This window comes from Pseudomonas sp. NPDC079367, from assembly GCF_044542195.1.
In the GTDB taxonomy this organism is placed as follows: Bacteria; Pseudomonadota; Gammaproteobacteria; order Pseudomonadales; family Pseudomonadaceae; genus Aquipseudomonas.
Map to the genome: position 1 here is coordinate 268,104 of NZ_JBITTW010000001.1, position 23,338 is coordinate 291,441.

22 protein-coding genes are annotated in these 23,338 nt (G+C 60.1%); 15 read left to right on the forward strand and 7 right to left on the reverse strand.

The genetic code is table 11. The features are described from left to right. Window positions 1–3: 3 nt before the first annotated feature. Together ACIGDJ_RS01105 and ACIGDJ_RS01110 are read right to left on the reverse strand one after the other, a co-directional pair. Window positions 4–1,617 carry a mechanosensitive ion channel family protein gene (locus tag ACIGDJ_RS01105; RefSeq protein ID WP_397478154.1) on the reverse strand — a complete coding sequence of 538 codons (1,614 nt, stop codon included), beginning with the start codon at window positions 1,615–1,617 and terminating at the stop codon, window positions 4–6. A gap of 10 nt (window positions 1,618–1,627) precedes the next feature. Continuing rightward, on the reverse strand, window positions 1,628–2,743 hold the full coding sequence (locus ACIGDJ_RS01110) for an AI-2E family transporter (RefSeq protein ID WP_101159583.1): 1,116 nt from the start codon (window positions 2,741–2,743) through the stop codon (window positions 1,628–1,630). 308 nt (window positions 2,744–3,051) lie between these two features. Between ACIGDJ_RS01110 and ACIGDJ_RS01115 the strand changes: the two genes are divergently transcribed. Next, window positions 3,052–4,755 carry an amidase gene (locus ACIGDJ_RS01115; RefSeq protein WP_101159582.1) on the forward strand — a complete coding sequence of 568 codons (1,704 nt, stop codon included), beginning with the start codon at window positions 3,052–3,054 and terminating at the stop codon, window positions 4,753–4,755. Between the two features lie 52 nt (window positions 4,756–4,807). On the opposite strand, the gene ACIGDJ_RS01120 is transcribed toward ACIGDJ_RS01115, so the two are convergent. Beyond that, the gene (locus ACIGDJ_RS01120; RefSeq protein WP_312999466.1) at window positions 4,808–5,845 is read right to left on the reverse strand and encodes a dienelactone hydrolase; all 1,038 of its coding nucleotides are present in this window, start codon (window positions 5,843–5,845) and stop codon (window positions 4,808–4,810) included. 167 nt (window positions 5,846–6,012) lie between these two features. Further along, window positions 6,013–6,624 carry an FMN-dependent NADH-azoreductase gene (locus ACIGDJ_RS01125; protein ID WP_312999463.1) on the reverse strand — a complete coding sequence of 204 codons (612 nt, stop codon included), beginning with the start codon at window positions 6,622–6,624 and terminating at the stop codon, window positions 6,013–6,015. Between the two features lie 126 nt (window positions 6,625–6,750). On the opposite strand from ACIGDJ_RS01125, the gene ACIGDJ_RS01130 reads away from it, so the two are divergent. Together ACIGDJ_RS01130 and ACIGDJ_RS01135 are read left to right on the forward strand one after the other, a co-directional pair. Continuing rightward, the gene (locus tag ACIGDJ_RS01130; RefSeq protein WP_397478155.1) at window positions 6,751–7,659 is read left to right on the forward strand and encodes a LysR substrate-binding domain-containing protein; all 909 of its coding nucleotides are present in this window, start codon (window positions 6,751–6,753) and stop codon (window positions 7,657–7,659) included. Then, window positions 7,656–8,015: an MmcQ/YjbR family DNA-binding protein gene (locus ACIGDJ_RS01135; protein ID WP_397478156.1), complete on the forward strand. Its 360-nt coding sequence runs from the start codon at window positions 7,656–7,658 to the stop codon at window positions 8,013–8,015. Before ACIGDJ_RS01130 ends, ACIGDJ_RS01135 begins: the two co-directional genes overlap by 4 nt. Before the next feature lie 36 nt (window positions 8,016–8,051). Here ACIGDJ_RS01135 and ACIGDJ_RS01140 read toward each other — a convergent pair whose 3' ends face one another. Both ACIGDJ_RS01140 and ACIGDJ_RS01145 read right to left on the reverse strand, forming a co-directional pair. Then, on the reverse strand, window positions 8,052–8,480 hold the full coding sequence (locus tag ACIGDJ_RS01140) for a DUF1294 domain-containing protein (RefSeq protein WP_101159578.1): 429 nt from the start codon (window positions 8,478–8,480) through the stop codon (window positions 8,052–8,054). Further along, a complete protein-coding gene (locus ACIGDJ_RS01145) occupies window positions 8,477–9,307 on the reverse strand; it encodes an undecaprenyl-diphosphate phosphatase (RefSeq protein WP_101159577.1) in 831 nt (276 codons plus the stop codon). Before ACIGDJ_RS01145 ends, ACIGDJ_RS01140 begins: the two co-directional genes overlap by 4 nt. 303 nt (window positions 9,308–9,610) lie before the next feature. On the opposite strand from ACIGDJ_RS01145, the gene ACIGDJ_RS01150 reads away from it, so the two are divergent. From ACIGDJ_RS01150 to ACIGDJ_RS01190, 9 genes are all read left to right on the forward strand, one after another. Continuing rightward, window positions 9,611–11,245: a methyl-accepting chemotaxis protein gene (locus ACIGDJ_RS01150; RefSeq protein ID WP_397478157.1), complete on the forward strand. Its 1,635-nt coding sequence runs from the start codon at window positions 9,611–9,613 to the stop codon at window positions 11,243–11,245. Between the two features lie 339 nt (window positions 11,246–11,584). Continuing rightward, window positions 11,585–12,148: a nicotinamide riboside transporter PnuC gene (gene pnuC, locus ACIGDJ_RS01155; protein WP_101159575.1), complete on the forward strand. Its 564-nt coding sequence runs from the start codon at window positions 11,585–11,587 to the stop codon at window positions 12,146–12,148. Continuing rightward, window positions 12,145–12,669 carry an AAA family ATPase gene (locus ACIGDJ_RS01160; protein ID WP_101159612.1) on the forward strand — a complete coding sequence of 175 codons (525 nt, stop codon included), beginning with the start codon at window positions 12,145–12,147 and terminating at the stop codon, window positions 12,667–12,669. Before pnuC ends, ACIGDJ_RS01160 begins: the two co-directional genes overlap by 4 nt. A gap of 333 nt (window positions 12,670–13,002) precedes the next feature. After that, window positions 13,003–13,452 (forward strand): hypothetical protein, encoded by a 450-nt coding sequence (locus tag ACIGDJ_RS01165; RefSeq protein ID WP_397478158.1) that lies wholly within the window; start codon window positions 13,003–13,005, stop codon window positions 13,450–13,452. Between the two features lies 1 nt (window position 13,453). After that, on the forward strand, window positions 13,454–14,026 hold the full coding sequence (locus ACIGDJ_RS01170) for an adhesin (protein ID WP_101159573.1): 573 nt from the start codon (window positions 13,454–13,456) through the stop codon (window positions 14,024–14,026). Between the two features lie 73 nt (window positions 14,027–14,099). Next, the gene (locus tag ACIGDJ_RS01175) at window positions 14,100–15,083 is read left to right on the forward strand and encodes a heme utilization protein (RefSeq protein WP_397478159.1); all 984 of its coding nucleotides are present in this window, start codon (window positions 14,100–14,102) and stop codon (window positions 15,081–15,083) included. 65 nt (window positions 15,084–15,148) lie between these two features. Beyond that, window positions 15,149–15,829 carry a C39 family peptidase gene (locus tag ACIGDJ_RS01180; RefSeq protein ID WP_039760558.1) on the forward strand — a complete coding sequence of 227 codons (681 nt, stop codon included), beginning with the start codon at window positions 15,149–15,151 and terminating at the stop codon, window positions 15,827–15,829. A 43-nt stretch (window positions 15,830–15,872) separates the two neighbouring features. Beyond that, entirely contained in the window at window positions 15,873–16,619 is a 747-nt protein-coding gene (locus tag ACIGDJ_RS01185; RefSeq protein ID WP_397478160.1) for a hypothetical protein, read from the forward strand. A 45-nt stretch (window positions 16,620–16,664) separates the two neighbouring features. Continuing rightward, window positions 16,665–17,981, forward strand: a complete 1,317-nt coding sequence (locus ACIGDJ_RS01190) for a hypothetical protein (RefSeq protein WP_101159569.1) — start codon at window positions 16,665–16,667, stop codon at window positions 17,979–17,981. Window positions 17,982–18,070: 89 nt separating this feature from the next. Here ACIGDJ_RS01190 and ACIGDJ_RS01195 read toward each other — a convergent pair whose 3' ends face one another. Further along, window positions 18,071–19,396 carry a sigma-54 dependent transcriptional regulator gene (locus tag ACIGDJ_RS01195; RefSeq protein ID WP_101159568.1) on the reverse strand — a complete coding sequence of 442 codons (1,326 nt, stop codon included), beginning with the start codon at window positions 19,394–19,396 and terminating at the stop codon, window positions 18,071–18,073. 319 nt (window positions 19,397–19,715) lie between these two features. On the opposite strand from ACIGDJ_RS01195, the gene ACIGDJ_RS01200 reads away from it, so the two are divergent. From ACIGDJ_RS01200 to nhaB, 3 genes are all read left to right on the forward strand, one after another. Then, window positions 19,716–19,982 carry a hypothetical protein gene (locus tag ACIGDJ_RS01200; RefSeq protein ID WP_101159567.1) on the forward strand — a complete coding sequence of 89 codons (267 nt, stop codon included), beginning with the start codon at window positions 19,716–19,718 and terminating at the stop codon, window positions 19,980–19,982. A 253-nt stretch (window positions 19,983–20,235) separates the two neighbouring features. Then, entirely contained in the window at window positions 20,236–21,525 is a 1,290-nt protein-coding gene (locus tag ACIGDJ_RS01205) for a hypothetical protein (RefSeq protein ID WP_397478161.1), read from the forward strand. Window positions 21,526–21,622: 97 nt separating this feature from the next. Beyond that, complete coding sequence (gene nhaB, locus ACIGDJ_RS01210; RefSeq protein ID WP_397478162.1) at window positions 21,623–23,125, forward strand: sodium/proton antiporter NhaB; 1,503 nt, start codon at window positions 21,623–21,625, stop codon at window positions 23,123–23,125. The last annotated feature ends 213 nt before the right edge of the window (window positions 23,126–23,338 follow it).

Below are 23,338 nucleotides of genomic sequence, written 5' to 3' on the forward strand. Positions count from 1 at the left end.
GGATCACTGCTCCTTCGGTGCCTGCGCCGGCGCGGTGTACCACTGCTCCGGCGGCACGCGTTTTTCCTGCTGCGGATCGCCCAGGTAATGCGGCGACATGATCTGCACGCCGTATTCATTGAACACGTCCTGAATATTGGCATGGAGCATGCTCAACAGCACCGCACGCGGTCGCGGCTGGCTGGGGATGGCCTGGGCCACCAGTCGATACTCGGGATAGAAGTCCGACAGTGCGGTCTGGAATACCTGCGCCGGCGGATCTTCGATTACGCCCGGAGTGCGTTTGGCCGCCTCCAGCAGCATCGCTTCGACCTGCCGCCATGGGGTGTCATAGCCGATGGTCACCACCGTGTCGACCACGTAGCCCGGACCTTGCACGGTGCGCGAGTAGTTCTTGGTCACGGTGCCGGTGATCAATGAATTTGGCAGCGTCAGCACTTCACCGAGACCGGTGCGAATGCGCGTGGTGAACATGCCCAGCTCGGTAACAGTGCCTTCGTACTCGCCGATTCTGACAAACTCGCCGGGGCGCAAGGTTCGTGTATAGGTCAGGATCAACCCGGCCGCCGCTTGCCCGACGACGCTGGTGGCGCCAAGGGAAATCATCAGGCCGATCAGCACCGACAGGCCTTTGAACGCATCGGTACCGGCGCCGGGCAAATAGGGATAAGCCATCGCCAGAGCAAACAGCCAGACTGCCAGGGCTGTCAGGCGTTGCGTCGGCTGCAGGGTTTCATGGTTGAGCCAGCTGAACGTCCCCGGCGCGGCCATCCGACGCAAAATGCGTCGGGTAAATGCGGTCACGCCGCGGGCAATAAAGAAAATCGCCAGCGCCACGCCCAGGCCCGGTATCGCGTCGACGATGCCCTGCAACAGATAACCGGCCAGTTCCACCAGATAATTGTTAAGGCTTTCGCCCCATGGCCGCGTATACGGGAAGCGTGACAGCACAAAGCCGAGCCATTCGTAGGTCAGCAGCAGAATCACCAACCAACGCAGGAACAGCAGACAGCGGCTGACCAACGGGTAGAGGAAGTTCGAATCGATCAGTTGCACCCGCCCGACCTTCAGCGCCTGGGTGTGGCGATCCATCAGCGCCGGCAGTTTCGCCAACAGCTTGTGGCGCAGCCATGACAGGCACCAGAGCAGCGCCAGGTAGATCAGCGTGGCCACCGCCGCCAGCGCCAGCGAACGCACAATCATCTGCACGTTACGCGCTTCACGGGTTTCGTTGACCACCTGACGCAGTTTTTCCGCTGCGCCTTCGGCGGCTTCCTGCACCGAGGAATAGGCCAGGCTGTCGACATCCTTGGGCGCAACGATAAACGCCCGGGTATTGCCGATGAGCACCATGTAACTGTTCTGGATCGAATCCGTGCTGATCTTCAGTTCCGGGTCTTCCTCCAGCGCTTCACTGATCACCCGCTTCGCCCGCTTGACCCGTGAGGCCGGCGCCTCGCCGAGGATGGTCGCGCGAAACAGCATGATGCTGCGGTTGGCCACCTTCAGTTCTACCGCTTCGTCCTTTGCTGTCGTGGTGTCTTCCAGTGCCTGGCCGAGCCCGGACCACAGTGTTGCAGCCAGCATCATCGCCAGCACCATCAGCCCGTTACGCATGCGCCTTTCCTTATGGCTGATTGTCGTGGGAGGTTTCGTCCAGCACTTCGCTGACGTCGGTCGGTTGATAAACCCAGCCGATGAATAATTCATAACCGACCGCCAGAATCACCGGCCCGGTGAACAGGCCGATGATGCCGCTGGTGACCATGCCGCCCAGCGCGCCGATCAGCACCACCGGCATCGGCACAGCCACGCCACGTCCGAGCAACATCGGTTTGAGCACGTTGTCCGAAAGCCCGGCGATCACCATCCACACGGCAAATATGATCGTCCCGGCGCCGACGCCGTCATGGGCAAAGACGAACACCACCACCGGCACGGTGATCAGCAGAACCGGCAGTTGCATGATGCCCAGCAGCAACACCATCAAAGCCAGAATGCCGGCAGCGGGCACCCCCATGATCACCAGTGCCACGCCGATCAAAATCATCTGGATGAAGGCGATACCGACCACGCCCTGCGCCACCGCGCGAATGGTCGAGGTGCACAATTGAGCGATCTGCGGGCCACGCACCGGGCCGGAAATCCGCGTAGTGATCGCCACCGCTGTGCGATGGCCACGTTCGCCGTGAGTCATGATCAGCCCGGCGACAATCAGCGCCACGACAAACACCACGATGCCTGCGCCGACGCCGGCGGCCTGATGCAAAAGCACCCGGCCCCAACTGGTCAGGTGCGGCGCGAGTTCCTTGAACACCCAGCTCAGGTCCTGCGAAGCGTGCATCCAGATGCCATACAGCGGCGCACCGATCAGCGGCCAGTCGGCAACATTGGCGGGAGGCGGCGGAATCTCGAAGTGCCCCGCTTCCACGGTTTGCATGCCCGCCTCCACCGAATCGGCCACGGATGCGCCGAGCAGGCTCAGCGGCACCAGCAGGATTACCAGCCCCAGCAACACCAGCACAATCGCCGCCCAACCGTAACGGTTGCCGAGTTTCGCCCCGAGTGTCTGGTTCAGCGGATACAGGGTGATCGCGAGTATCAGCGCCCACAGCATCACATTGAGAAACGGATGAAAAATGTCGTAGCAGAACAGCACCAGGGTCGCGATCAACCCGGCGCGGATCAGCACGTCGAGCAACGCTTTTGAGCTGTTGAAGGCAATCAGCGGCTTCTCTTCCATGGCAACATTCCTGAGGGCGCAGCATTCCGGATGCGCTGAGCCTAGAACATGTTGGCGCGGTCTTCCTGTGGAGAGCGGGATTATCGGTTTACACAAGACAATGTGGGAGCGAGCCTGCTCGGGAAAGCGCAAGGTCAGGCAACACGAATGCTCAGGCCACCTACCAACAAAACCATCACACCACCGATTACTCCGCCCGCCGCATGGTGTTAAATAGGCGCCAGTCTTGACCTTGTCGCTTAAAGCCGTGCCACGAGAACCGCTATGAATACCCCTGCCCAGAACATCCACGCTCAACAGGTGACCCCATGATTGAAGTCACCGAAGTCTGCATCGCCCAATTGCGCGCTGCCCTCGAATCCGGCCAGACCACCGCTGTGGAGCTGGTGCAAGCCTATCTGGCGCGTATTGATGCCTACGATGGCGCCGACACCCCGACGGCACTCAACGCCGTCGTCGTGCGCAATCCTGAAGCGCTGAACGAAGCCCGCGCCTCCGACGCCCGCCGCGCCAAAGGTCAAACCCTTGGCCCACTCGATGGCATTCCCTACACCGCCAAGGACAGCTATCTGGTCAAGGGCCTGACCGCCGCTTCCGGCAGCCCGGCGTTCGCTGATCTGGTCGCCCATCGCGACGCCTTCACCATCGAACGCCTGCGCGCTGCCGGGGCGATCTGCCTGGGCAAGACCAACATGCCGCCGATGGCCAATGGCGGCATGCAGCGCGGCGTCTATGGTCGTGCTGAAAGTCCGTACAACGCCGCTTACCTCACTGCGCCCTTCGCCTCTGGCTCGTCCAACGGTGCCGGCACTGCCACCGCTGCCAGTTTCGCTGCGTTCGGTCTGGCCGAGGAAACCTGGTCGAGCGGTCGCGGCCCTGCGTCGAACAACGGCCTGTGCGCCTACACCCCTTCGCGCGGCGTAATCTCGGTGCGCGGCAACTGGCCGTTGACGCCGACCATGGACGTCGTCGTGCCGTTCGCGCGGACCATGGCGGACTTGCTTGAAGTACTCGAAGTGGTCGTTGCCGAAGACCCGGACACCCGTGGCGACCTGTGGCGCCTGCAACCCTGGGTGCCGATCCCGCGTGTCAGCGAAGTACGCCCGGCTGCGTACCGCGAACTGGCCGCCGACGCAAAAGCGCTGGCCGGCAAACGCTTCGCCATCCCGCGCATGTACATCAATGCCGACCCGGACGCCGGCACCAGCGAAGCCCCCGGCATCGGTGGCCCGACCGGCCAGCGCATCAACACCCGCGCGTCCGTGATCGACTTGTGGCAGCAGGCGCGTCAGGCCCTTGAGGCCGCTGGCGCCGAAGTTATCGAAACCGACTTCCCGCTGGTCTCCAACTGCGAAGGCGACCGTCCTGGCACGCCAACCGTGTTCACCCGTGGGCTAGTGTCGAAAGAATTCCTCCACCATGAACTGTGGGATCTGACTGCCTGGGCGTTCGACGATTTCCTGCAGGCCAATGGCGACCCGACACTCAACCGCCTGGTCGACGTCGACGGGCCGAAAATCTTCCCGCACGACCCGGGCACCCTACCCAACCGCGAAGGCGATCTGGCCGCCGGCATGGACGAATATGTGCGCATGGCCGAACGTGGCATCACGCCGTGGAATGAAATTCCTACCGTGCCCGATGGCCTGCGCGGCCTGGAGCAGACCCGGCGCGTCGACCTCGAAGACTGGATGGACAAGCTCGGCCTCGACGCGGTGCTGTTCCCGACCGTCGCCGATGTCGGCCCGGCGGATGCCGATATCAATCCTGCCTCGGCCGACATCGCCTGGAGCAACGGCGTCTGGGTGGCCAACGGCAACCTCGCGATCCGCCACCTCGGCGTCCCGACCGTGACCGTACCGATGGGCGTGATGGCCGACATCGGTATGCCGGTCGGCCTGACCTTCGCCGGCCGCGCTTACGACGATTCGAATCTGTTGCGCTTCGCCGCCGCGTTCGAATCCACCGGCAGCAAGCGCCAGATCCCGCCACGCACGCCGCCGCTGTCCTGATCAGCGCGACAGCAAGCCCGCTCTCGGCATCGATTGGGTGTTGGGGGCGGGCTTACTGATCCGCAGTCTGCATTCCTGCCCGCGTCGATTTGCCCAGCGCATGGGCAAAAAACCGTCCCGCTTCGGAAATCAGGTTGCGGTGAATGTCCTCGCGATCGACGCCATCAGCATCGGTGCACAACGCCGGCATGGCGCGGATCTGCTCTTCATTGCAGGGTGCCAGGAACACGAAGTGGCCTGCCCCTGCCAACAGTTTGAAGTCCGGCGCGGTAGGCAGTTTGCGCGCCAGGGCGGCAGCGTTTTTATCGAAGGCCACCAGTTTGTCCCCGTCGCCGCTGTAGAGCAGCACCGGCACGTGCACATCGGCGAGGGTATGGCGGCCGAATTTGAGGCTCAGCGGCGCCATCAGCAGCAAGGCGTGAACCCGTGGATCGGCCACCGGTTGCAAGTCGTCGCGATCGACAATCAGCTCGCCCTGCGTATTGCAGGCGTCGTGATCGTCCGGGCGTTCCTGGCAATAGCGGCGCAGGCGATCCAGATCCGGTTGCGCTCCGGAAAGTATCAATGCGGTCTCGCCCCCCGCCGAATAACCGATCACACCGACCTGATCAGCATTGACGAACGGCGCCAGCATGTTATCGGCGAGCGTCGCGGTGATCGCCCGGGAAATCTGGATCGGCCGCCCGTACAGATTGCTCAACGTGCCGAGTCGGCTATGGTCCCGCCAGTTGTCACCGGGATGAATCACCGCCACCACCACAAAGCCTTTGCGTGCCAGCGATGTCGCCAGATCATGCAAGGCCAGCGGCGTGCCTGTGTTGCCGTGGGAGAGCATCAACATCGGGAAACGCCCCATCGCCACTTTGGTGTCTTCGCCGGCCTCGACCGAGTAACCCTCAAGCAAACTCATGTGCTCGCGGTCGCTGGACGGGTAGAAAGCAATGGCGCGCATCGGTTGCAGATCAAGCGGGTCGAGAAAAGTCATTTCGTGATACCCAACGCTCCAGACAGGGTGGCGTCCCGGCGCGGCCTGCACTGAATTCAGGCTGCCCAGCAGGCAAATCAGCAACATTGCACAAAGATGCCTCATGAACGCCCCACCCTGTTGGACCACATCGTCTGATGTGCCGGAACTGCATAACCCGGGCCAGATTATGTAACAGCCGGAAACAAAAAACTCCGCATCTGGCCCTTGCAGAACCAGAATACAGAGTTTTTTGGGGATTGCCTGAACAGTAGCTGTTCTTCACGCAAGCCTTACGCGGCGGCGAACAGTTGCTCGCTGATCTTCGCTTGCGCAGCGCCCATCGCGTTGTTGCGCACTTCTTCGCCATAAGCCAGGCCTTCAGCGCGGACGATCTCGATATCGGTGATGCCGAGGAAGCCCAGCACCAGCTTCAGATATTCTTCGTGAGCGATGCCGCTGGCCTGACCGGCGTGGATGCCGCCGGAGGTCGACACGATCACCACCTTCTTGCCGCCGCACAGGCCTTCAGGGCCGGTTTCGGTGTAGCGGAACGTCTGACCAGCCACGGCAACGCGATCGATCCACGCTTTGAGCTGGGTTGGAACGGTGAAGTTGTACATCGGCGCGCCAATGACCACGGCGTCGGCCGCGATGAATTCGGCCAGGGTCGAAGCGCTCAGCTCGGCTTCGTGCTGTTGCGCAGCGTCGCGCAATTCAGCAGTGGTGCCAGCGGCAACCAGGGTGTTGGCGGAAAAATGGCTGATGGCATCAGCGGCCAGGTCGCGGTAGGTGACCACGGCGCTCGGCTCGGCGGCTTGCCAAGCGTCGACGACTTGACGGCTTAACTGACGGGAAGCCGAGTTGTCGCCCAGAATGCTCGAATCGATGTGCAACAGTTTCATGTGGGTTCTCCTGAAAGAATCGCCGGTGGCGACGGAATGGAGACAATCCTACGCAACAAACCAATAGCTGATTAGTCGCTGACAATGCGATAGTTCGTCCCACTGATAGAACGGCTGGAAGCACACATGCAGGACCTCAACGATCTCTACTATTTCGCCAAAGTGGTCGAAGCCGGCGGATTCGCTGCCGCTGGACGCCTGCTTGGCATTCCAAAGTCGCGGCTTTCAAGAAGAATTGCCGAACTGGAAGAACGCCTCGGCGCACGTCTGTTGCAACGCACCACGCGCCAACTGAATCTGACTGCTGTCGGCGAGCGCTATTTGCGCCACTGTCAGGCGATGTTGCTGGAAGCCGAAATGGCTGACGAAGCCGTGGCGAGCATGTCCAGCGAACCGCGCGGGCGCTTGCGGGTGTCGTGCCCGACCGGGCTTGCCCATGAAATGCTGCCGACGGTGATCAGCGATTTTCTCGGCAAGTTTCCTCAAGTGCAGTTGGAGGTCGTGCTGCTCAACCGCCGAGTCGATCTGGTCACAGAAGGTATCGATGTGGCGTTGCGTGTGCGCGATCACGGTGATGAAGATCCGTTGCTGGTCACGCGGCGCTTGCGTCAGGCCCAAGCGGTCGTGATCGCCAGCCCGGCGTTCATGCAGGGCAAGATCATCAATCATCCGCAGGACCTGAAAACCCTGCCAGTACTCGGCGCCCTGGAAGCCGATCGCATGGTCCATGTACGTTTGCTCGACCAACAAGGCAAGAGCGTCGATCTGAGTATGGAGGCGCGGCTGGGCATCGATGACTTCGTGGTGCGCAAGGCCTGCGTGCTGGCCGGCCAGGGCTTTACCGTGCTGCCAATGATGTTCTGCGAGACCGAACTGCGTAACGGCACGCTGGTGCAGGTGCTGCCGGAGTGGTCATTGCCCGGCGGCTGGCTGCAAGCGGTGTATCCGCACCGGCGAGGGGTAATGCCAGCGGTACGTGCGTGGATCGATCATCTGGTCGAGTCGTTCAATGCTTGCGGGGAGCGGTTGCTATGAAACCGGGAAAAATGAGCGAAGCCGAAGTTGCCGAGTTTTGTCTGGCCCTGCCCGGCGCGCGGGAAGACTACAAATGGGGCGGCGTGCGGGTGTTCTCGATTGCCGGCAACAAGATGTTTGCCTTGCAGGGATTACGCGGCGACTCGCTGGCGTTCAAGGTCGACAAGGATCTGTTTCTCGGCCATTGCGACCGTCCGGGGATTCATCCGGCGCCGTATCTGGCGCGGGCGCAGTGGATCATCATGCATCCGCCCTACCCGCTGGGTGCCGTGGAACTGCAGGGGCTGTTGCAGCGTTCGCATCAATTGGTGGTGAGCAAGTTGCCTAAAAAAACTCAAATCGGCCTGCTGCTGTAAACGCGGCCCAGCTCCTACAGGGGATTTCGGCGGGATTCAGAACAGGGACAACAGGTTCGAACCGAGAAAAATCTGGTCAATCCAGAACACCTGGTGCAGCAGCACAATCACCCAGAACAGAATCTGAAACGACACCTTGCGGGTCTTGTGCCGAAATACTTGCTGCGCGATCAGCGCACCCGGCCAACCGCCCGCCAGCTCTACCGCGTGCAAGATGTTTTCCGGGGTGCGCCAGGCATCGGCGCGGGCCTTGCGCTTGTCGGCCCAGTACAGAAGAAACGCCAGCACACTGACCGCGCCGTACGCCGCCAGCGGCACCCGTGAAAGGCCGCTCAGCCACATCGACAGCGAGCCGAACAGCGGTAGCGCACAGACGACCAGCAGCACCACAAGCTTCAACTTCACCTGCTGAAGGCGCCCACCCGAAGGTTGTCCTTGCGGGCGGCGCATGCGGGAATCACTCATGCCTTCGCTGCCGACCAGTCCACCCAGCCGAACTGCCAGGTCGCCAGAATGAACAGGCCGAAGGCAATCCGGTACCAGGCAAACGCTGCGTAGCTGTGGTTGCCAATGAACTTGAGCAAGCCGCGCACGGCAATCATGGCGAAGACAAATGCGGTGACGAAACCAATCGCGAACACCGGAAAATCGGCCGGCACAAACAGATCGCGGTATTTGTAGCCCGAATACACCGCCGCACCGACCATGGTTGGCATGGCAAGGAAAAACGAAAACTCGGTGGCGGTCTTGCGCGACAGGCCGAACAGCAGGCCGCCAATGATCGTCGAGCCAGAGCGCGAGGTGCCGGGAATCATCGCCAGGCACTGCGCGAAACCGATTTTCAGCGCATCGGTCCAGCGGATCTCGTCGACGGTTTCGGCATGCACTTCGTGTTGGCGCTGTTCGGCCCACAACATGATGATCCCGCCAATGACCAGCGCTGCCGCCACGGTAATCGGGTTGAACAGGTATTCGTGGATCAGATCGGCAAAGATCACTCCGAGCACCACGGCGGGCAAAAACGCGATCAGCAGATTAGCCGTAAAACGCCGAGCGCTGGGCTGGGTCGGCAGGCCGATGACCACGTCGAGGATCTTGCGGCGAAACTCCCAGACCACCGCGAGAATCGCCCCGAGCTGAATGATGATATTGAACGCCATGGCCCGTTCGCCGCCGAAATTCAGCAAGTCGGCGACGATGATCTGGTGTCCGGTACTCGAAATGGGCAAAAACTCCGTCAGCCCTTCTACAACTCCTAGAATCAGTGCCTGCAAGGCGGTCCAAAGATCCATCAATCCCCCAGAGAGCGATGCGCGAGGCATGCCCCGATAGTATTTTTTCGTTCACTGCGTCCAGCGTAGCCGGTAAAAGCTGTAGCGATTGCGCGCGCACAGGATCCACACGAATCAGTAAAAATTCCGTGAAATATCAAAACCGGGTTCAGGTTTTCGCGCGCGGGGCCGAAATCCTAACAGACAAGCCTTAATAGCGCTCCCTGCGCGACGTGGCTTGGCTGGCGCAGTCCCGAGCACTCAGCTGCGGCTGGATGCTGGCGATCATTTATTACAAGAACAAGAATCCGGAGTGACAGCGTTATGAACAGCTTGCGCAGTGTGTCGATCAGCCGACGCTTGTGGCTCATCTTGATTGTGGCAGTGGTCATGTTGCTGACCTTGGGCGTGCTGATGCTCAAGCAGATCCACGACGACCTCTATCACGCCAAGGCGCAGAAAACCCAACACGTTGTGCAGACCGCCAGCGGGCTGCTGACCTATTACCATGGCCTGGAAACCGCCGGCACCCTGACCCGGGATGCGGCGCAAAAGCAGGCGCTGACCGCAATCCGTGGCCTGCGCTACGACCAGAGCGATTATTTCTGGATCAACGACCTCACGCCTGTGATGGTCATGCACCCGACCAATCCCAAACTCGAAGGCCAGAATCTCTCGGCGATCCGCGACCCGGACGGCTTTGCGGTGTTCAATGAAATGGTCGCTATCGCCAAGGCCAAAGGTGCCGGCATGGTTGATTATCGCTGGCCGAAACCGGGGGCGACGGATCCCGTAGCGAAGACCTCGTACGTGAAACTGTTCGAGCCGTGGGGTTGGGTGATCGGTTCCGGCGTATACGTCGACGATGTGCAGGCCGAATTCAAGGGGCAGATGATCAAGGCCTCGGCAATCGGTCTGGCGATTGCGCTGATCATGGCGCTGCTGGTGATTCTCATCGCCCGCAGCATCGTTCGTCCGCTGCAGGAGACCGTCAATGCGATGGCCAACATCGCCAGCGGCGAGAGCGACCTGACCCGCAGCCTCGATACCCATGGCAAGGATGAAGTCACTGAGCTTGCTCATCACTTCAACGCTTTCACCGCCAAGTTGCGCAGAGTCATCGGTGATTTGCAGGTTTCAGCCAGCGCCTTGGGCCAGTCTTCCAGTGACCTGGGCAACGACGCCTCGCAGGCGCAAGAGCGCAGTCAGCAGCAATCGCAGCAGATGGAACTGGTGGCCACAGCGATCAACGAAGTCACTTACGGCGTGCAGGACGTGGCAAAAAACGCCGAACACGCCGCCGCAGAAATGCGCGATGCCGAAGCGCAGGCGCAACAGGGGCAGATCAACATTGACGGCAGCCTGCAACAGATCGACAAGTTGTCCGGCACGATCGATCAGGCGGTGGAAGTGATTCGCACGCTGGCGGCCGAGAGCACGCAAATTGGCAGCGTGCTGGAAGTGATTCGCTCGATTGCCGAACAAACCAACCTGTTGGCGCTCAATGCCGCGATCGAGGCGGCGCGTGCGGGTGAGCAAGGACGCGGATTTGCCGTGGTGGCCGATGAGGTGCGCTTGCTGGCCCAGCGCACGCAGAAGTCGACAGCGGAAATCCAGTCGATGATCGAGCGCCTGCAGAATCACTCCGAAGCTGCGGTGAAGGTGATCGGCGACAGCAGCAAGGCCTCGCAATTGACCATTGAACAGGCGGGACTGGCCGGTGCGAGTCTCAATGCAATTGGCCAGGCGTTGCGTAATCTCAATGGCCTGAATGCTTCGATCGCCAGCGCCACGTTGCAGCAGGCGCATGTGGTTGAAGACATCAATCAGAACGTCACCCAGGCGGCCGGCCTTTCGCACAGCACGGCGTTGGCGGCGGAGCAATCCAGTGCGGCCAGTCTGCGGCTTGGGCAACTGAGCGAACAGCTCAACGGGCTGCTGCGCCAGTTCCGGGTCTGACCCATAACCTGTGGGGTTGGCGGGAATCCGCGCATAACCGCAACCCCTGTGGGACTGGGCTTGCTCACGAAAGCGGCGGGGCAGGCGAATTTGCTGTGTCTGACTCAATGTCTTCGCGAGCAAGCCCGCTCCCACATGAGATGGGTGGGGTTGGCGGGAATCCGCGCATAACCGCAACCCCTGTGGGAGTGGGCTTGCTCACGAAAGCGGCCGGTCAGGCGAAGAAGATGTGGGCTGGACAGGCCATTTCGCGAGCTGGTTCCTTCCCAGCGGGTTCTTCAGTGTTTGGGTGAATGCAGTACAATCCGCCCCCTTCTTCATTCCCCCAAAGGAATCTTCATGTCCGGGCTTGAACTGTTCGCCGCTGCCCTCGGTGTGATCGCCGTGTGGCTGACAGTCAAACAGAACCCGTGGTGCTGGCCGATCGGGCTGGTCATGGTGTTGCTCTACAGCTGGATCTTCTTTGAAGTGAAGCTGTATTCGGACATGTTGCTGCAAGTGATCTACGCCGCGCTGCAGATCTATGGCTGGTGGCAATGGACCCGCGCCGGGACGATGCATGACGGTCGCGAAGTCAGCCGCCTCGACACGCGCTCGTTGCTGCTGGGCCTCACCACTGGTGCGATCGGCAGCGTACTGCTGGGCGCGGCGATGGCGCACTGGACCGACGCCGCGCAGCCGTGGCTCGATGCCGCGCTCACCGGTTTCAGTCTGGTCGCGCAACTGTGGATGGCGCAGAAACGCCTGCAATGCTGGGCGCTGTGGTTTGTCCTGGATGTCATTTTTGTCGGCCTGTTCATCTATAAAGGCTTGTACCTGACTGCTGGCCTCTATGCGCTGTTTACCCTGCTCGCCGTACAAGGCTGGCGAGAATGGCGCGCCGATCCGGCGTTGCGCACATGAAAGTCGTCGTGCTCACGGGCCCGGAATCCACCGGCAAGAGCTGGCTGGCGGCAGGGTTGGAACAGCGCTTCGGCGGCGTGCGCGTTGATGAATATGTGCGTCGGTTCATCGAGCAAAATCCCCGCGACACCTGTTTGGCGGATATCCCCGACATCGCCCGAGGCCAGTTGCAATGGGAAGATCTGGCGCGTGCGAAACAGCCCTCCCTGCTGATCCTCGACACTCACCTGCTGAGCAACATTCTCTGGAGTCAGACCCTGTTCGGTGACTGCCCCGCCTGGCTGGAACCCGAATTGCTCACACGCCATTACGACCTGCACCTGCTGCTGTCGCCGCAACAGATCGACTGGGCCGAAGATGGCCAGCGCTGCCAACCAAATCTTGAAGATCGCATGGCCTTCTACGAAGCCACCCGCGCCTGGTTGATTCAGCACCACCAGTCGCTGCAAGTCATCGAAGGCAACTGGGTCGAACGTCAGACTCAAGCGTTCGCGGCGGTCGAGCGTTTGCTGTCCGATTAAGGTCAACACGCCGCCATTTCGAGCACATCTGTCCGTTTTTGAAACACTCCTGAGCGCGCAAAGCCCCCGTCCAAACGTGGTTCATGGCTGCGTCACGTCCTCTGTTACGTCGATGAAACACATCGGCGCAAACCCTTGTTCCAGAGCTTTGTAACGCCAGTCGCCATTCCCTCGCCCACTGAGGTGTCTCAGCGCTGAAACAGTGCCCGCTACAGGCCATCCTGCAAATCAGCCAAGTAACTGAAAACACAGATCAATTCAAAACCGGCACAGCTTTCGCTCTCTCCTTCACAACGCTGAACAACCCAGCCCACTGAAGAAGGAATCGCAGCCGTGGGGACATTCAATAAAAGCCTGACCTGCCTCCTGCTGATCGGATCAGCAGCCAGCGCATTGATCAGCGTCGGCGCCCAGGCTGAAGGCAACGGCGTGATCGTTCTCAACCGCGATGTTCAGCCGATCCCGATCGGCCGCAATGGCGGTAAAGACCCCTACCCGACCACGGTCAACGCCAACCCTTCGGCGCGGATCAATCAGACCCTCAGCAGCACCGAACTCAGCGATGGCGATTTCGCCAGCGTCGCCAGCGGCTCATCGATTCGCGGCAACATGACCACGCCCAGTTCCAACCTGCCCGGCATGAACACCCTGACCAACCAGAACGGCCTGCCCGGTATGCGCACTGGCAGTGGCGGTGGCTCCGGCGCGTCGATTTCCAACACTGTCAACCGCGCGATGAGCACCGGGCTGGCGCCTCTGACTCGCATGGCCGGAGGCCAATGACATGAATCGCACCCTGCTGCTTCTCGCCCTGCTCGGCTGCACCAGCGCCATGGCCGATCCGGCTTCGGTCAACAAGGCAAATATTCAGGATTCCGGTGCGCAGTATCGCGGCAACTTCAACGTCAACCAGGCCGCCGGCGATCAAATGCAACAAGCCAACGTCAAGGCGATTGCCATCGGCACCGAATCCCATGCCAGCACCCGCGTCAGGCAGAACATCGACGCGCCCGCCAGCCGCGCCATCGACGCGAGCGCCAACATCGGCGGCAGCTCTTTCAGCAATGGCAACGGCATCCTCGGCGTGAACCAGGGCGCCGGCGCCAACAATCAAATGGCCAACGTTACCCGGGTCAGCATCAGTGCCGGCCCGCAGAGCGTTGACGACAGCGCCCTTTCGCAACAGAACGTGGCGTTTTTACCGAGCTCAGGAGCAACTGGTACCTCAATCGGCAGTCGCCAGGTCACAACCAGTGATCAGGCCTTCACCGGCAGCCGCGGGGTAATTCAGGTGAACCAGAGTGCCGGGGTGGGGAACCGCATGGCTAACACCCTGAGCATCCGGGTCGCTGACTGACCCAAACACCAAGCAGTGCAATTAGAAAAGTCCCAACACTTAACCAACTAATAAGCACGACGGAGAAACAACCATGAAACCTACAATGGCTCTCAAACCACTGGTTTTCGCACTCGCAGCAGTGATGGCAATGGCAGCACAGGCCGACGGTCGTGGTAACGGGCATGGCAATGGTCACGGCAATGGTCACGGCCAGCCTCAGGGACCTAACCTTGATCAACTGCTGCAGATCACTGCAGGCGCCGGCGCCGCTGTACTCGACGCGCAAAACAGCGACGGCAACGTGGTGAAAAACCAGGGCACCCTGAACAACGCCAATGCCAGCGACTCGCTCAACGGCTCCAACGGCAACATGGGCGCCAACGTTGCAGCCGGCGACGGCAACCAACAGGACAACGCTGCGGCGCTGGCCACCGCTGACGAAAGCTTCATCTTCGGCAATGCTGTTGCAGCCTCGAGCGCGACTCAGGTGAACAACAACAACTACGTGAAAAACTCCTCCACCTTCAACAACGCCACGCTCAACAATGCCGGCAACAACGGTTCGGGCAACATCGGCATCAACGTGAGCTCGGGCAACTTCAACCAACAGAAAAACAACCTCGCCATCGCTGTGTCCGGCGGTCGTGTAGCCACCGCTGCAGCCTCAGCCAACCAGTCCTCGACTGGCCTGGTTGTAGAAAACAAAGGCGTGCAGGCATACAAAACCGACACCCTTACCGGTACTTATGCAGCCGCTGGCACGTTCAAAGCCAAAGGCACCGCGACCATCGAAGACGACAACCATGGCGGTTGGGGTAACCGTGGCGGCGGCCACGGCGGTAACGATGATCAAAAAGCCAAGTTCGAAGCCGTGGGTACTTTTGGCCTCGCTGGCGTCACCACCCAACAAGTGCTGACCAAAGACGGCTGGAAAACCCCTGTCGTCAACAACGCCAACATGACCAACTCGATGAACAACTTCTCCGGTAACGGTGGAGCCAACGTCTCGGCCGGTGTCGGCAACCAACAAAGCAACTCGCTGTCCATCGCTGCAGGTTGCAAGGCCTGCATGTAATCGCGATCGAAACGAAAGCCCCGGCAACGGGGCTTTTTCCCAGGTTCCACCAGGCGTATTCGATCATGCGGACTCCTGCCCTCCTCGCTCTGCTTTGTCTGTGCGGTCTGACTCAGGCGGCGCAAATGCCCGTCGCTGCCCTGCCGGGTGGCGTGCTGGTCTACAAGGACGTGCAAAGTATTCGTGAGCGCAAGTTTGCCGACATCGTCGAACAGAAAACCGATTTCAGCTGCGGCGCGGCTGCACTGGCGACGGTCCTGCGCCAGGCCTATTGGCTCGACGTCGATGAGGAGCACATCATCAAAGGCATGCTGGTCAACGCTGACCAGGACCTGGTGCGAACCCAGGGTTTTTCCATGCTCGACATGAAGCGCTACGTAGAGAGTATCGGCATGCGCGCCCGTGGCTACCGGATCCCGCCCGAGAAACTCGAAGCGGTGACCATTCCGGTGGTGGTTCTGATGGACATTCGCGGCTACAAGCACTTCGTCGTCCTGCAGCGTTCGGACAAGGACTGGGTCTACATCGGTGATCCGGTTCTGGGTCACAAGCGCTACAAGCACGATGACTTTGTCAAAGGTTGGAACGGCATTGTCTTTGCCATCGTCGGCCCGGGTTACGACAAGGCCAACGCCTTGCGCAGCCCTCCGGTGCCGCTGACGGCGAAGAACTCGCTGGACGGTTTCAACCCGGTCAAAGATGCGGAATTGATGGATTTCGGGTTCATTCAGAGCGACTTCTTTTAATCGCCGAGTTAGAGAATGGGACTGGACGTCCCGGGAGCTGCAGATGAAAACCTCATACTGGCTGGCCGCCGCCTGCCTGGCCGCGAGTGCGTCAGGTTTTGCCCATGCCGGATTCAAGCCCATCGAAATCAAAGACCAGGAGCTCGCCGAGCTGCGCGGTCGTTACGTCATGCCGGGGCGGATCATCAGCTTCGGCATTGTCATGAGCAGCACTTGGCGCAACGCCAGCGGCGACTTGATCGGGGCCGCAACCTCGATGCAGATCCAGGCTGCAACCGTCAAACCGGAGTTCTATGTCTCGACCATCAAGGAGTCGGGCAACGGCGGCACGCCCACCTTGGGCACCGGCACTGTCATCGGCGGCGCCGGCCTCAACAGCACGCAAGGCGTGACCCAAAGCGTGCGCGCGGCGGGCGATAGCAACACCGCCAACAACAATGTCGCGATCAATGTCAGCGAAGCCAGTCAGGCGCCGGCACTGGCGCCGTCGCAAGGTCAGGCGCTCGTCGCCGGTCAGACCATTACCGGCAGCAACGGCGCCGGCAGTGTTGCGGTTTCAGCCAATGGCGGTGGCGTGCAAATGGCGATTCAGGCCAGCGGCAACCAAGGCACCGCGCTGCAACAGGTCGCGCAGGGCGGGCTGCTGCAGAACACCCGCTTGCTGGGCAGCGCCAACGTGGTCAACAACCTCACGCAACTCAACGTCGTACTTAACAATAACGGCAGAAGCGCCGGTGCACTGGACTGCAACCTGACTCAACTCGGGGCCCTACGCAATATCGGATATTGAACTACGCTGAGTCTCGATCATTGGGCTTAAAGGGACGGCTTATTCATGTATCGATCAGTATCACTGCGTGCTGCAGTGTGTTTGAGTACCCTTCTACCGGCGGCAATGCTGCAAGCAGCACCCGACGCCGACGTAGAAGCCCTGAAACGGGAACTTCTGGAACTGAAACAACGATACGAAGTACAACAACAAGCCCTGGCGGTACTTGAACAACGGGTCCGCCAGGTAGAAGAACAACCCGCCGCCCCACCGCCAAAACGGCTGGCCAAATCGCCGTCCGACATGAAAGGCAATCGCGTCGCCGCCGGAGCCGCCACAGGCACCGGTGCGGCCGCTGCATCGGGAGGCGCCGCCGGGGGCAGTGGCGCGTCCTACGGTCAATCACTGGCCGATGATTCACAACCGGCACAGAGCGTTTCCAACCTGTATGACGAAGCCAGCGGTTTCTTTGGCGGCGGCAAGTTCAGCGTCGAAACCGGCCTGACCTATTCGCGCTACGACACCCGTCAGTTGATCCTCAACGGTTTCCTTGCGCTGGATTCGATCTTCCTCGGCAACATCAACCTCGACCGGATCAAGGCCGACACCTGGACCCTGGACCTCACCGGCCGCTATAACTTCGACAACCGCTGGCAGTTCGATCTGAACGTGCCGGTGGTGTACCGCGAGTCGACTTACCAATCCGGTGGCGGCAACCAGGGCGCGGCCGGTGTCACTACTGAAGAAACCGTGACCAAGGATCCAACCATTGGCGACGTCAACTTCGGTATCGCCTACAAGTTCCTCGACGAGTCGGTCAATACCCCGGACGCCGTTGTCACCCTGCGCGTCAAGGCGCCAACCGGCAAAGACCCGTTCGGCATCAAACTGCGCCAGACCGATGCCAACTCCAACCTGTTCGTCCCCGATACCCTGCCCACCGGCAACGGCGTCTGGTCGATCACCCCAGGCATCTCGCTGGTCAAGACCTTCGACCCGGCGGTGCTGTTCGGCAGCCTTTCCTACACGCACAACCTCGAAGAGTCGTTCGACGACATCAGCTCCACCATCAATCAGAAAACCCCAGGCAAAGTGCGCATCGGCGACAGCTTCCAGATCGGCGCCGGTATCGCCTTCGCACTCAATGAGAAGATGAGTATGTCGTTCTCGGTCTCCGATCTGGTGCAGCGCAAAAGCAAGCTGAAGCAGGACGGCGGTGATTGGGAGTCGGTAGTGTCGAGTGACGCCAACGCCGGTTACTTCAACGTCGGCATGACCATTGCAGCCACGGACAACCTGACGATCGTGCCTAACTTGTCGATTGGCATGACCGATGATGCACCGGACTTTTCGTTCAGCCTGAAATTCCCGTATTACTTCTAACGCAAAGCAAAAGATCGCATCCTTCGGCAGCTCTTACATTGTTCCGTGCAGGAGCTGCAGAAGGTTGCGATCCGTTGATCTTCAGCTAATCAACGAATCTGATGCTTGTGCAACAACCGATAAAAAGTAGGCCGCGAAACTCCGAGGACTTTCGCGGCCACACTCAAATTGTCACTGTGCCTATTCAACACATCACACAACGCCTGCCGTTCCGCCCGGGTTTTGTAATCCTCCAGCGTGCCCATTGGGGTAGCAATGGAATGCTGACTGATCAATCCCAGATCCCGGGCTTCAATCTGCCGCCCCTCCGCCAAAACCAAACCGCGCCTTACCCGGTTAGCCAGCTCGCGCACATTTCCCGGCCAGTCATGCTTGCCCATCGCGATCAACGCATCCTCGCTGAAGCTACGAGGCCGGCGCCCGGTTTCATGGCTGTAGAAATGCGAAAAGTGGTTGGCCAGCATCGACAGGTCGCCATGGCGTTCGCGAAGGGGCGCGGTCACCACTTGCAGGACGTTGAGCCGGTAATACAGGTCTTCGCGAAAACGCTTCTTCTCGATCGCTGCTTCCAGGTCAACGTGAGTTGCTGCCAGCACGCGTACATCCACCGGTATCGGCTGACTGCCGCCTACCCGCTCGATGTGCTTTTCCTGGAGAAAACGCAGCAGACTGGCTTGCAGTTCCAGCGGTAGATCGCCAATTTCATCGAGGAACAACGTGCCGCCATTGGCGGCTTCGATGCGCCCGACCTTGCGCTGATGCGCGCCGGTAAAAGCGCCTTTCTCATGGCCAAACAATTCGGACTGGATCAGGTGCTCGGGAATTGCCCCGCAATTGATCGCTACGAATGGTTTGTTATGGCGCTGGGATTGACGATGCAGCGTGCGGGCGACCAGTTCCTTGCCAGTGCCGCTTTCACCGCGAATCAGCACGGGTGACTCGGTGGGCGCCAGTTTGCTCAGCAGTTTGCGCAGTTCGCGGATCGGTTTGCTGTCGCCGAGCAATTCGTGTTCGGGTTGGTCGACATGGATCGTCCCCTGCCCGCGCAAGCGCGCCATGCCGAACGCGCGGCCGAGGGTTACCTGGACGCGTGAAACATCGAAGGGCAAGGTGTGGAAATCGAAAAACCATTCACAGACGAAGTCACCGACATTCTGTAAACGCAGGACTTCCTGGTTGAGCACGGCGATCCACTCGGTGCCGCTGCGGCTGATCAGCTCTTTGACCGCCTCGGGACGCTCCAGATGAAAAGGTTGCAGGCGCAGCAGGCCGACATCACAGGCGCGAGCGGCGGCGTTTTCCAAATTGCAACTGTCGACATCCCAGCCCACGGCGCGCAATCCGGGCAACAGGCGATGGCAGTCGTCGCAGGGATCGACCACCAGTAAACGTCTCGACGCAGGCGCTTCGCTCATGACTGTTCCTTGGCGCCAAATTTGATAAATGATCGTAAAAACAGTCGTTTGGCAGACCCGGTTGTAACACTAGCAAGATATTGACGCAGGCTTGTACCGATTGCTTATAGGCGAGGTGTGAAAGTAGTTATAAGAACTGCAGTTGTTAGTTAGCTATCGACTATTTAATGATCTTGATTCGCGCGCACTCAAGTTAAAAAATCTTTGTGTCATTTGTGACCCACCCCCCGGTTGCGTGCATCAGTACAAGTAACCCGCCGCACGGTAAGCCCAACCGACGGCACATCACTTGATTGGGCGCTAATAGAGAGAAGAACCCATGACTGCCCCGCTCCGTATCAACGAAGCCCTTTTGATTGCCAACCACGCGTTCAAGCCTTTCCAGTGCGTGGCCTGGGCGCCACAAGACGGCAATGGTGAACTGAGCCTGACCGTCGTCGACCGCACCAATTCCCACATCGGTCGCAAACAGATTCCGAGCAGCGCCTACTCTGATCCGGCGCAACTTGAGCAACTGCTGCAGCAGGCCCGCGCCGAACTAAGCGAAGACGGCCACCTGTTGCAATCCTGGTCGATGCCACACTGATGATCGAACAAGGGCGGATGACTTGAAGTCATCCGCCCTTGTTATTGCCGGAAACCGTTAGTTCCCGGGTCAGGTTGCTTGAATACTTGGCTCGCTTGCGACTGGTTCAACAAGACACTGTTCTGGCACAGTGCGACCGTCGTTCTGTTGATTTGCCCAGTTGTACTTCTTGCGGTTCAGGGATTGAATGTTTCGCTCGTGCAGTCAGCCTCCCAATCACTGGGTATCGGTTCACTCGCAAGGAGACGCGTGCATGACTACCCTGAACACTTATGCGCTGCCCACTGCATGGAACAACTCCGGCTCGCTCGACCTGTCGTTCGCTATTGGCGGTATCGCGCAGGTGTACTTCGCCGGCAGTCTGTCCAGCCAGACCCAGCATGTCGCGCTTGATGCACAGGGACGGATTCTGGTCGCCGCCAAGGTTGGCACGCCAAGAGGCAGTCGTTTTGGCGTGGCGCGGCTGCTGGCCGATGGTTCGGCGGATTTGTCCTTTGGCAGTCAGGGCAGCGTGATCGGCAGCTTCGTCGGAGATTTCGAGGCCAGGGCCGGCAAGGTTCAGGTGTTACCTGACGGGAGGACGCTGCTGGCGGGCCTGCATTATGAAAACGCCCATCGCACCCTGCCCGCCCTCGCCCTGTTTGATGCCAACGGCCAACCAGACCGAACCTTTGGCGATGACGGCTTCCAGGTCGTGCGGCTTCCCGGCGAACTGTCCATCGGCACCCGCGACAACTGGTTGCCGCCGGGCGTGCCGGGTGTCGAAGCCTGTGATTTCGCGGTGCAGGAAGACGGCCGCATTGTACTGATCGCCAACCATCATTTCAGCCTCGCCGATCACGCCGGGATGCTGATTCGTCTGCAGCCCGATGGCCGTCTGGATGAATCGTTCAACGGGCGCGGATTTGTCATGGTCCGCCACCTGCTGCTCAATACTTGGTTGAGCACGCTGCTGTTGAAGCAGGATGGGCGCATCGTCGTCGCAGGTTCCATCGACTTCCCGCAACAAGGCCTGCTGGCGGTGTATCGCCGCGATGGAAGCCTGGATGAGCACTTTGCCGTGGACGGCTTCTTGGCCTTCAAGGCGCACGGCAATAGCGCACAGGTCAGTCAGATCATCGACTCCGACGACAGGCTGCTTTGTTTCGGCAGCAGCCGCGATCCGATCCGCTGCCTGACATTTGTGCTGCACGCCAACGGCCGTCCGGACTCGCATTGTCACCATGGCCTGCCCCAAGTGCTGGATATCGGTCCCAATGGCTGCCAGTGGAACGCCGCCCAGTTGATGAGCGACGGTCGAATTATCGCTGTCGGGGCGACCATCGGCGGGGTCGAGACGGACTTCATGGTCGCCCGCTATCAACGCAATGGCAGCCTCGATCCAGCGTTTGGCCAAGGTAGCGGCTGGCTGCGCACGCGACTGGGCCGAAGTCTCGATACGGCCAACTCCCTGGCCGTGCAAACGGACGGCGCCATTGTTGTCGGCGGGTATTCGCTGGATGGCAACTACCGGGCAATGGTCGCGCGTTATCTGAATCAGTGAGTATTCGACGGCCAACGCGGGGGGCGAGTTGATCGGCGACTTGATCTTCCCTGAAACATCCGGCAACTTTCGCGCTTCTTAATAAAAGGAGCAGCCGATGTCCGGTTCAATCGCCCAGGCGTTAGCGCACAACTTCCTCGGGCAATCGCCACGTTGGTACAAGGCGACCATCGTCGGATTTCTCATCCTCAATGCCGTGGTGCTGTTCACTGTAGGCCCGGTCGCGGCAGGCTGGCTCCTGGTGATCGAGTTCATTTTCACGCTGGCCATGGCGCTCAAGTGTTATCCATTGATGCCGGGCGGGTTGTTGTTGATTGAAGCGCTGCTGCTGAAAATGACCACGCCGCAAGCGCTCTATGACGAGTTGGTGCACAACTTCCCGGTCATCCTGCTGCTGATGTTCATGGTGGCCGGCATTTACTTCATGAAGGATTTGCTGCTGTTTCTGTTTTCGCGGCTGCTGTTGGGCGTGCGTTCGAAAGCCATTCTGGCGCTGATGTTCTGCTTCTTGTCGGCGTTTCTCTCTGCGTTTCTGGATGCGTTGACGGTGACGGCGGTGATCATCAGTGCGGCTGTGGGGTTTTACTCGGTGTATCACCGGGTCGCTTCGGGCAATGATCCGCGCCAGGACAGTGAGTTCACAGATGACCGCCAGCTGCCGAAGCTGCATCACGAAGACCTCAATCAATTCCGCGCTTTTCTGCGCAGCCTGTTGATGCATGGCGCGGTCGGTACGGCGCTCGGTGGTGTCTGCACGTTGGTCGGTGAGCCGCAGAATCTGTTGATCGGTCATGAGATGGGCTGGCATTTCGGTGAGTTCTTCCAGAAAGTTGCCCCGGTGTCGCTGCCCGTGCTCGCGGCGGGTCTGGTGACGTGCGTGCTGCTGGAGAAGCTGCGCTGGTTCGGTTACGGCACCCTGCTGCCGGATAACGTGCGTACGGTGCTGGCCAACTACGCTGCCGAGGACAACGCCGAGCGCACGCCACGCCAAACGGCAGCGTTGCACGTGCAAGGTGCGGCAGCGCTGATTCTGATCGGATGCCTGGCGTTTCACTTGGCTGAAGTCGGCCTGATCGGTTTGATGGTGATTGTGTTGATCACTGCGTTTACCGGGATCACTGACGAACATCGCCTGGGCGGTGCGTTCAAGGACGCCATGCCGTTCACGGCGCTGCTGGTGGTGTTTTTTGCGGTGGTGGCGGTCATCCATGATCAGCAACTGTTCGCCCCGCTGATCCAGTGGGTGCTGGCGCTGCCAGTGGAGCAACAGCCGGGCATGTTGTTTATCGCCAATGGCCTGCTCTCGGCGATCAGCGATAACGTGTTTGTCGCGACCATTTACATCACCGAAGTGAAACAGGCGTTCCTCGCCGGGCACATGAGTCGCGAGCATTTCGAGACATTGGCGATTGCGATCAACACCGGCACCAACCTGCCGAGTGTGGCGACACCCAATGGTCAAGCCGCGTTTTTGTTCCTGCTGACCTCGGCGATCGCGCCGCTGGTGCGCTTGTCGTACGGGCGGATGGTGTGGATGGCGGTGCCGTACACCGTGGTCATGGGGTCGCTGGGTTGGTATGCCGTGAGCTACTGGCTCTGACCAACACTGAATAAACCTGTGGGAGTGGGCTTGCTCACGAAGAGGGAGTGTCAGTAAAGAGATTCGTTAACTGACACACCGCTTTCGCGGGCAAGCCCGCTCCCACATTGGTTTTGTGTGTTGCCGGGATCTCGCGAACGCCACCAAACCCTGTGGGAGTGGGCTTGCTCACGAAGAGGGAGTGTCAGCCAACAGATTCGTTGAATGACACAC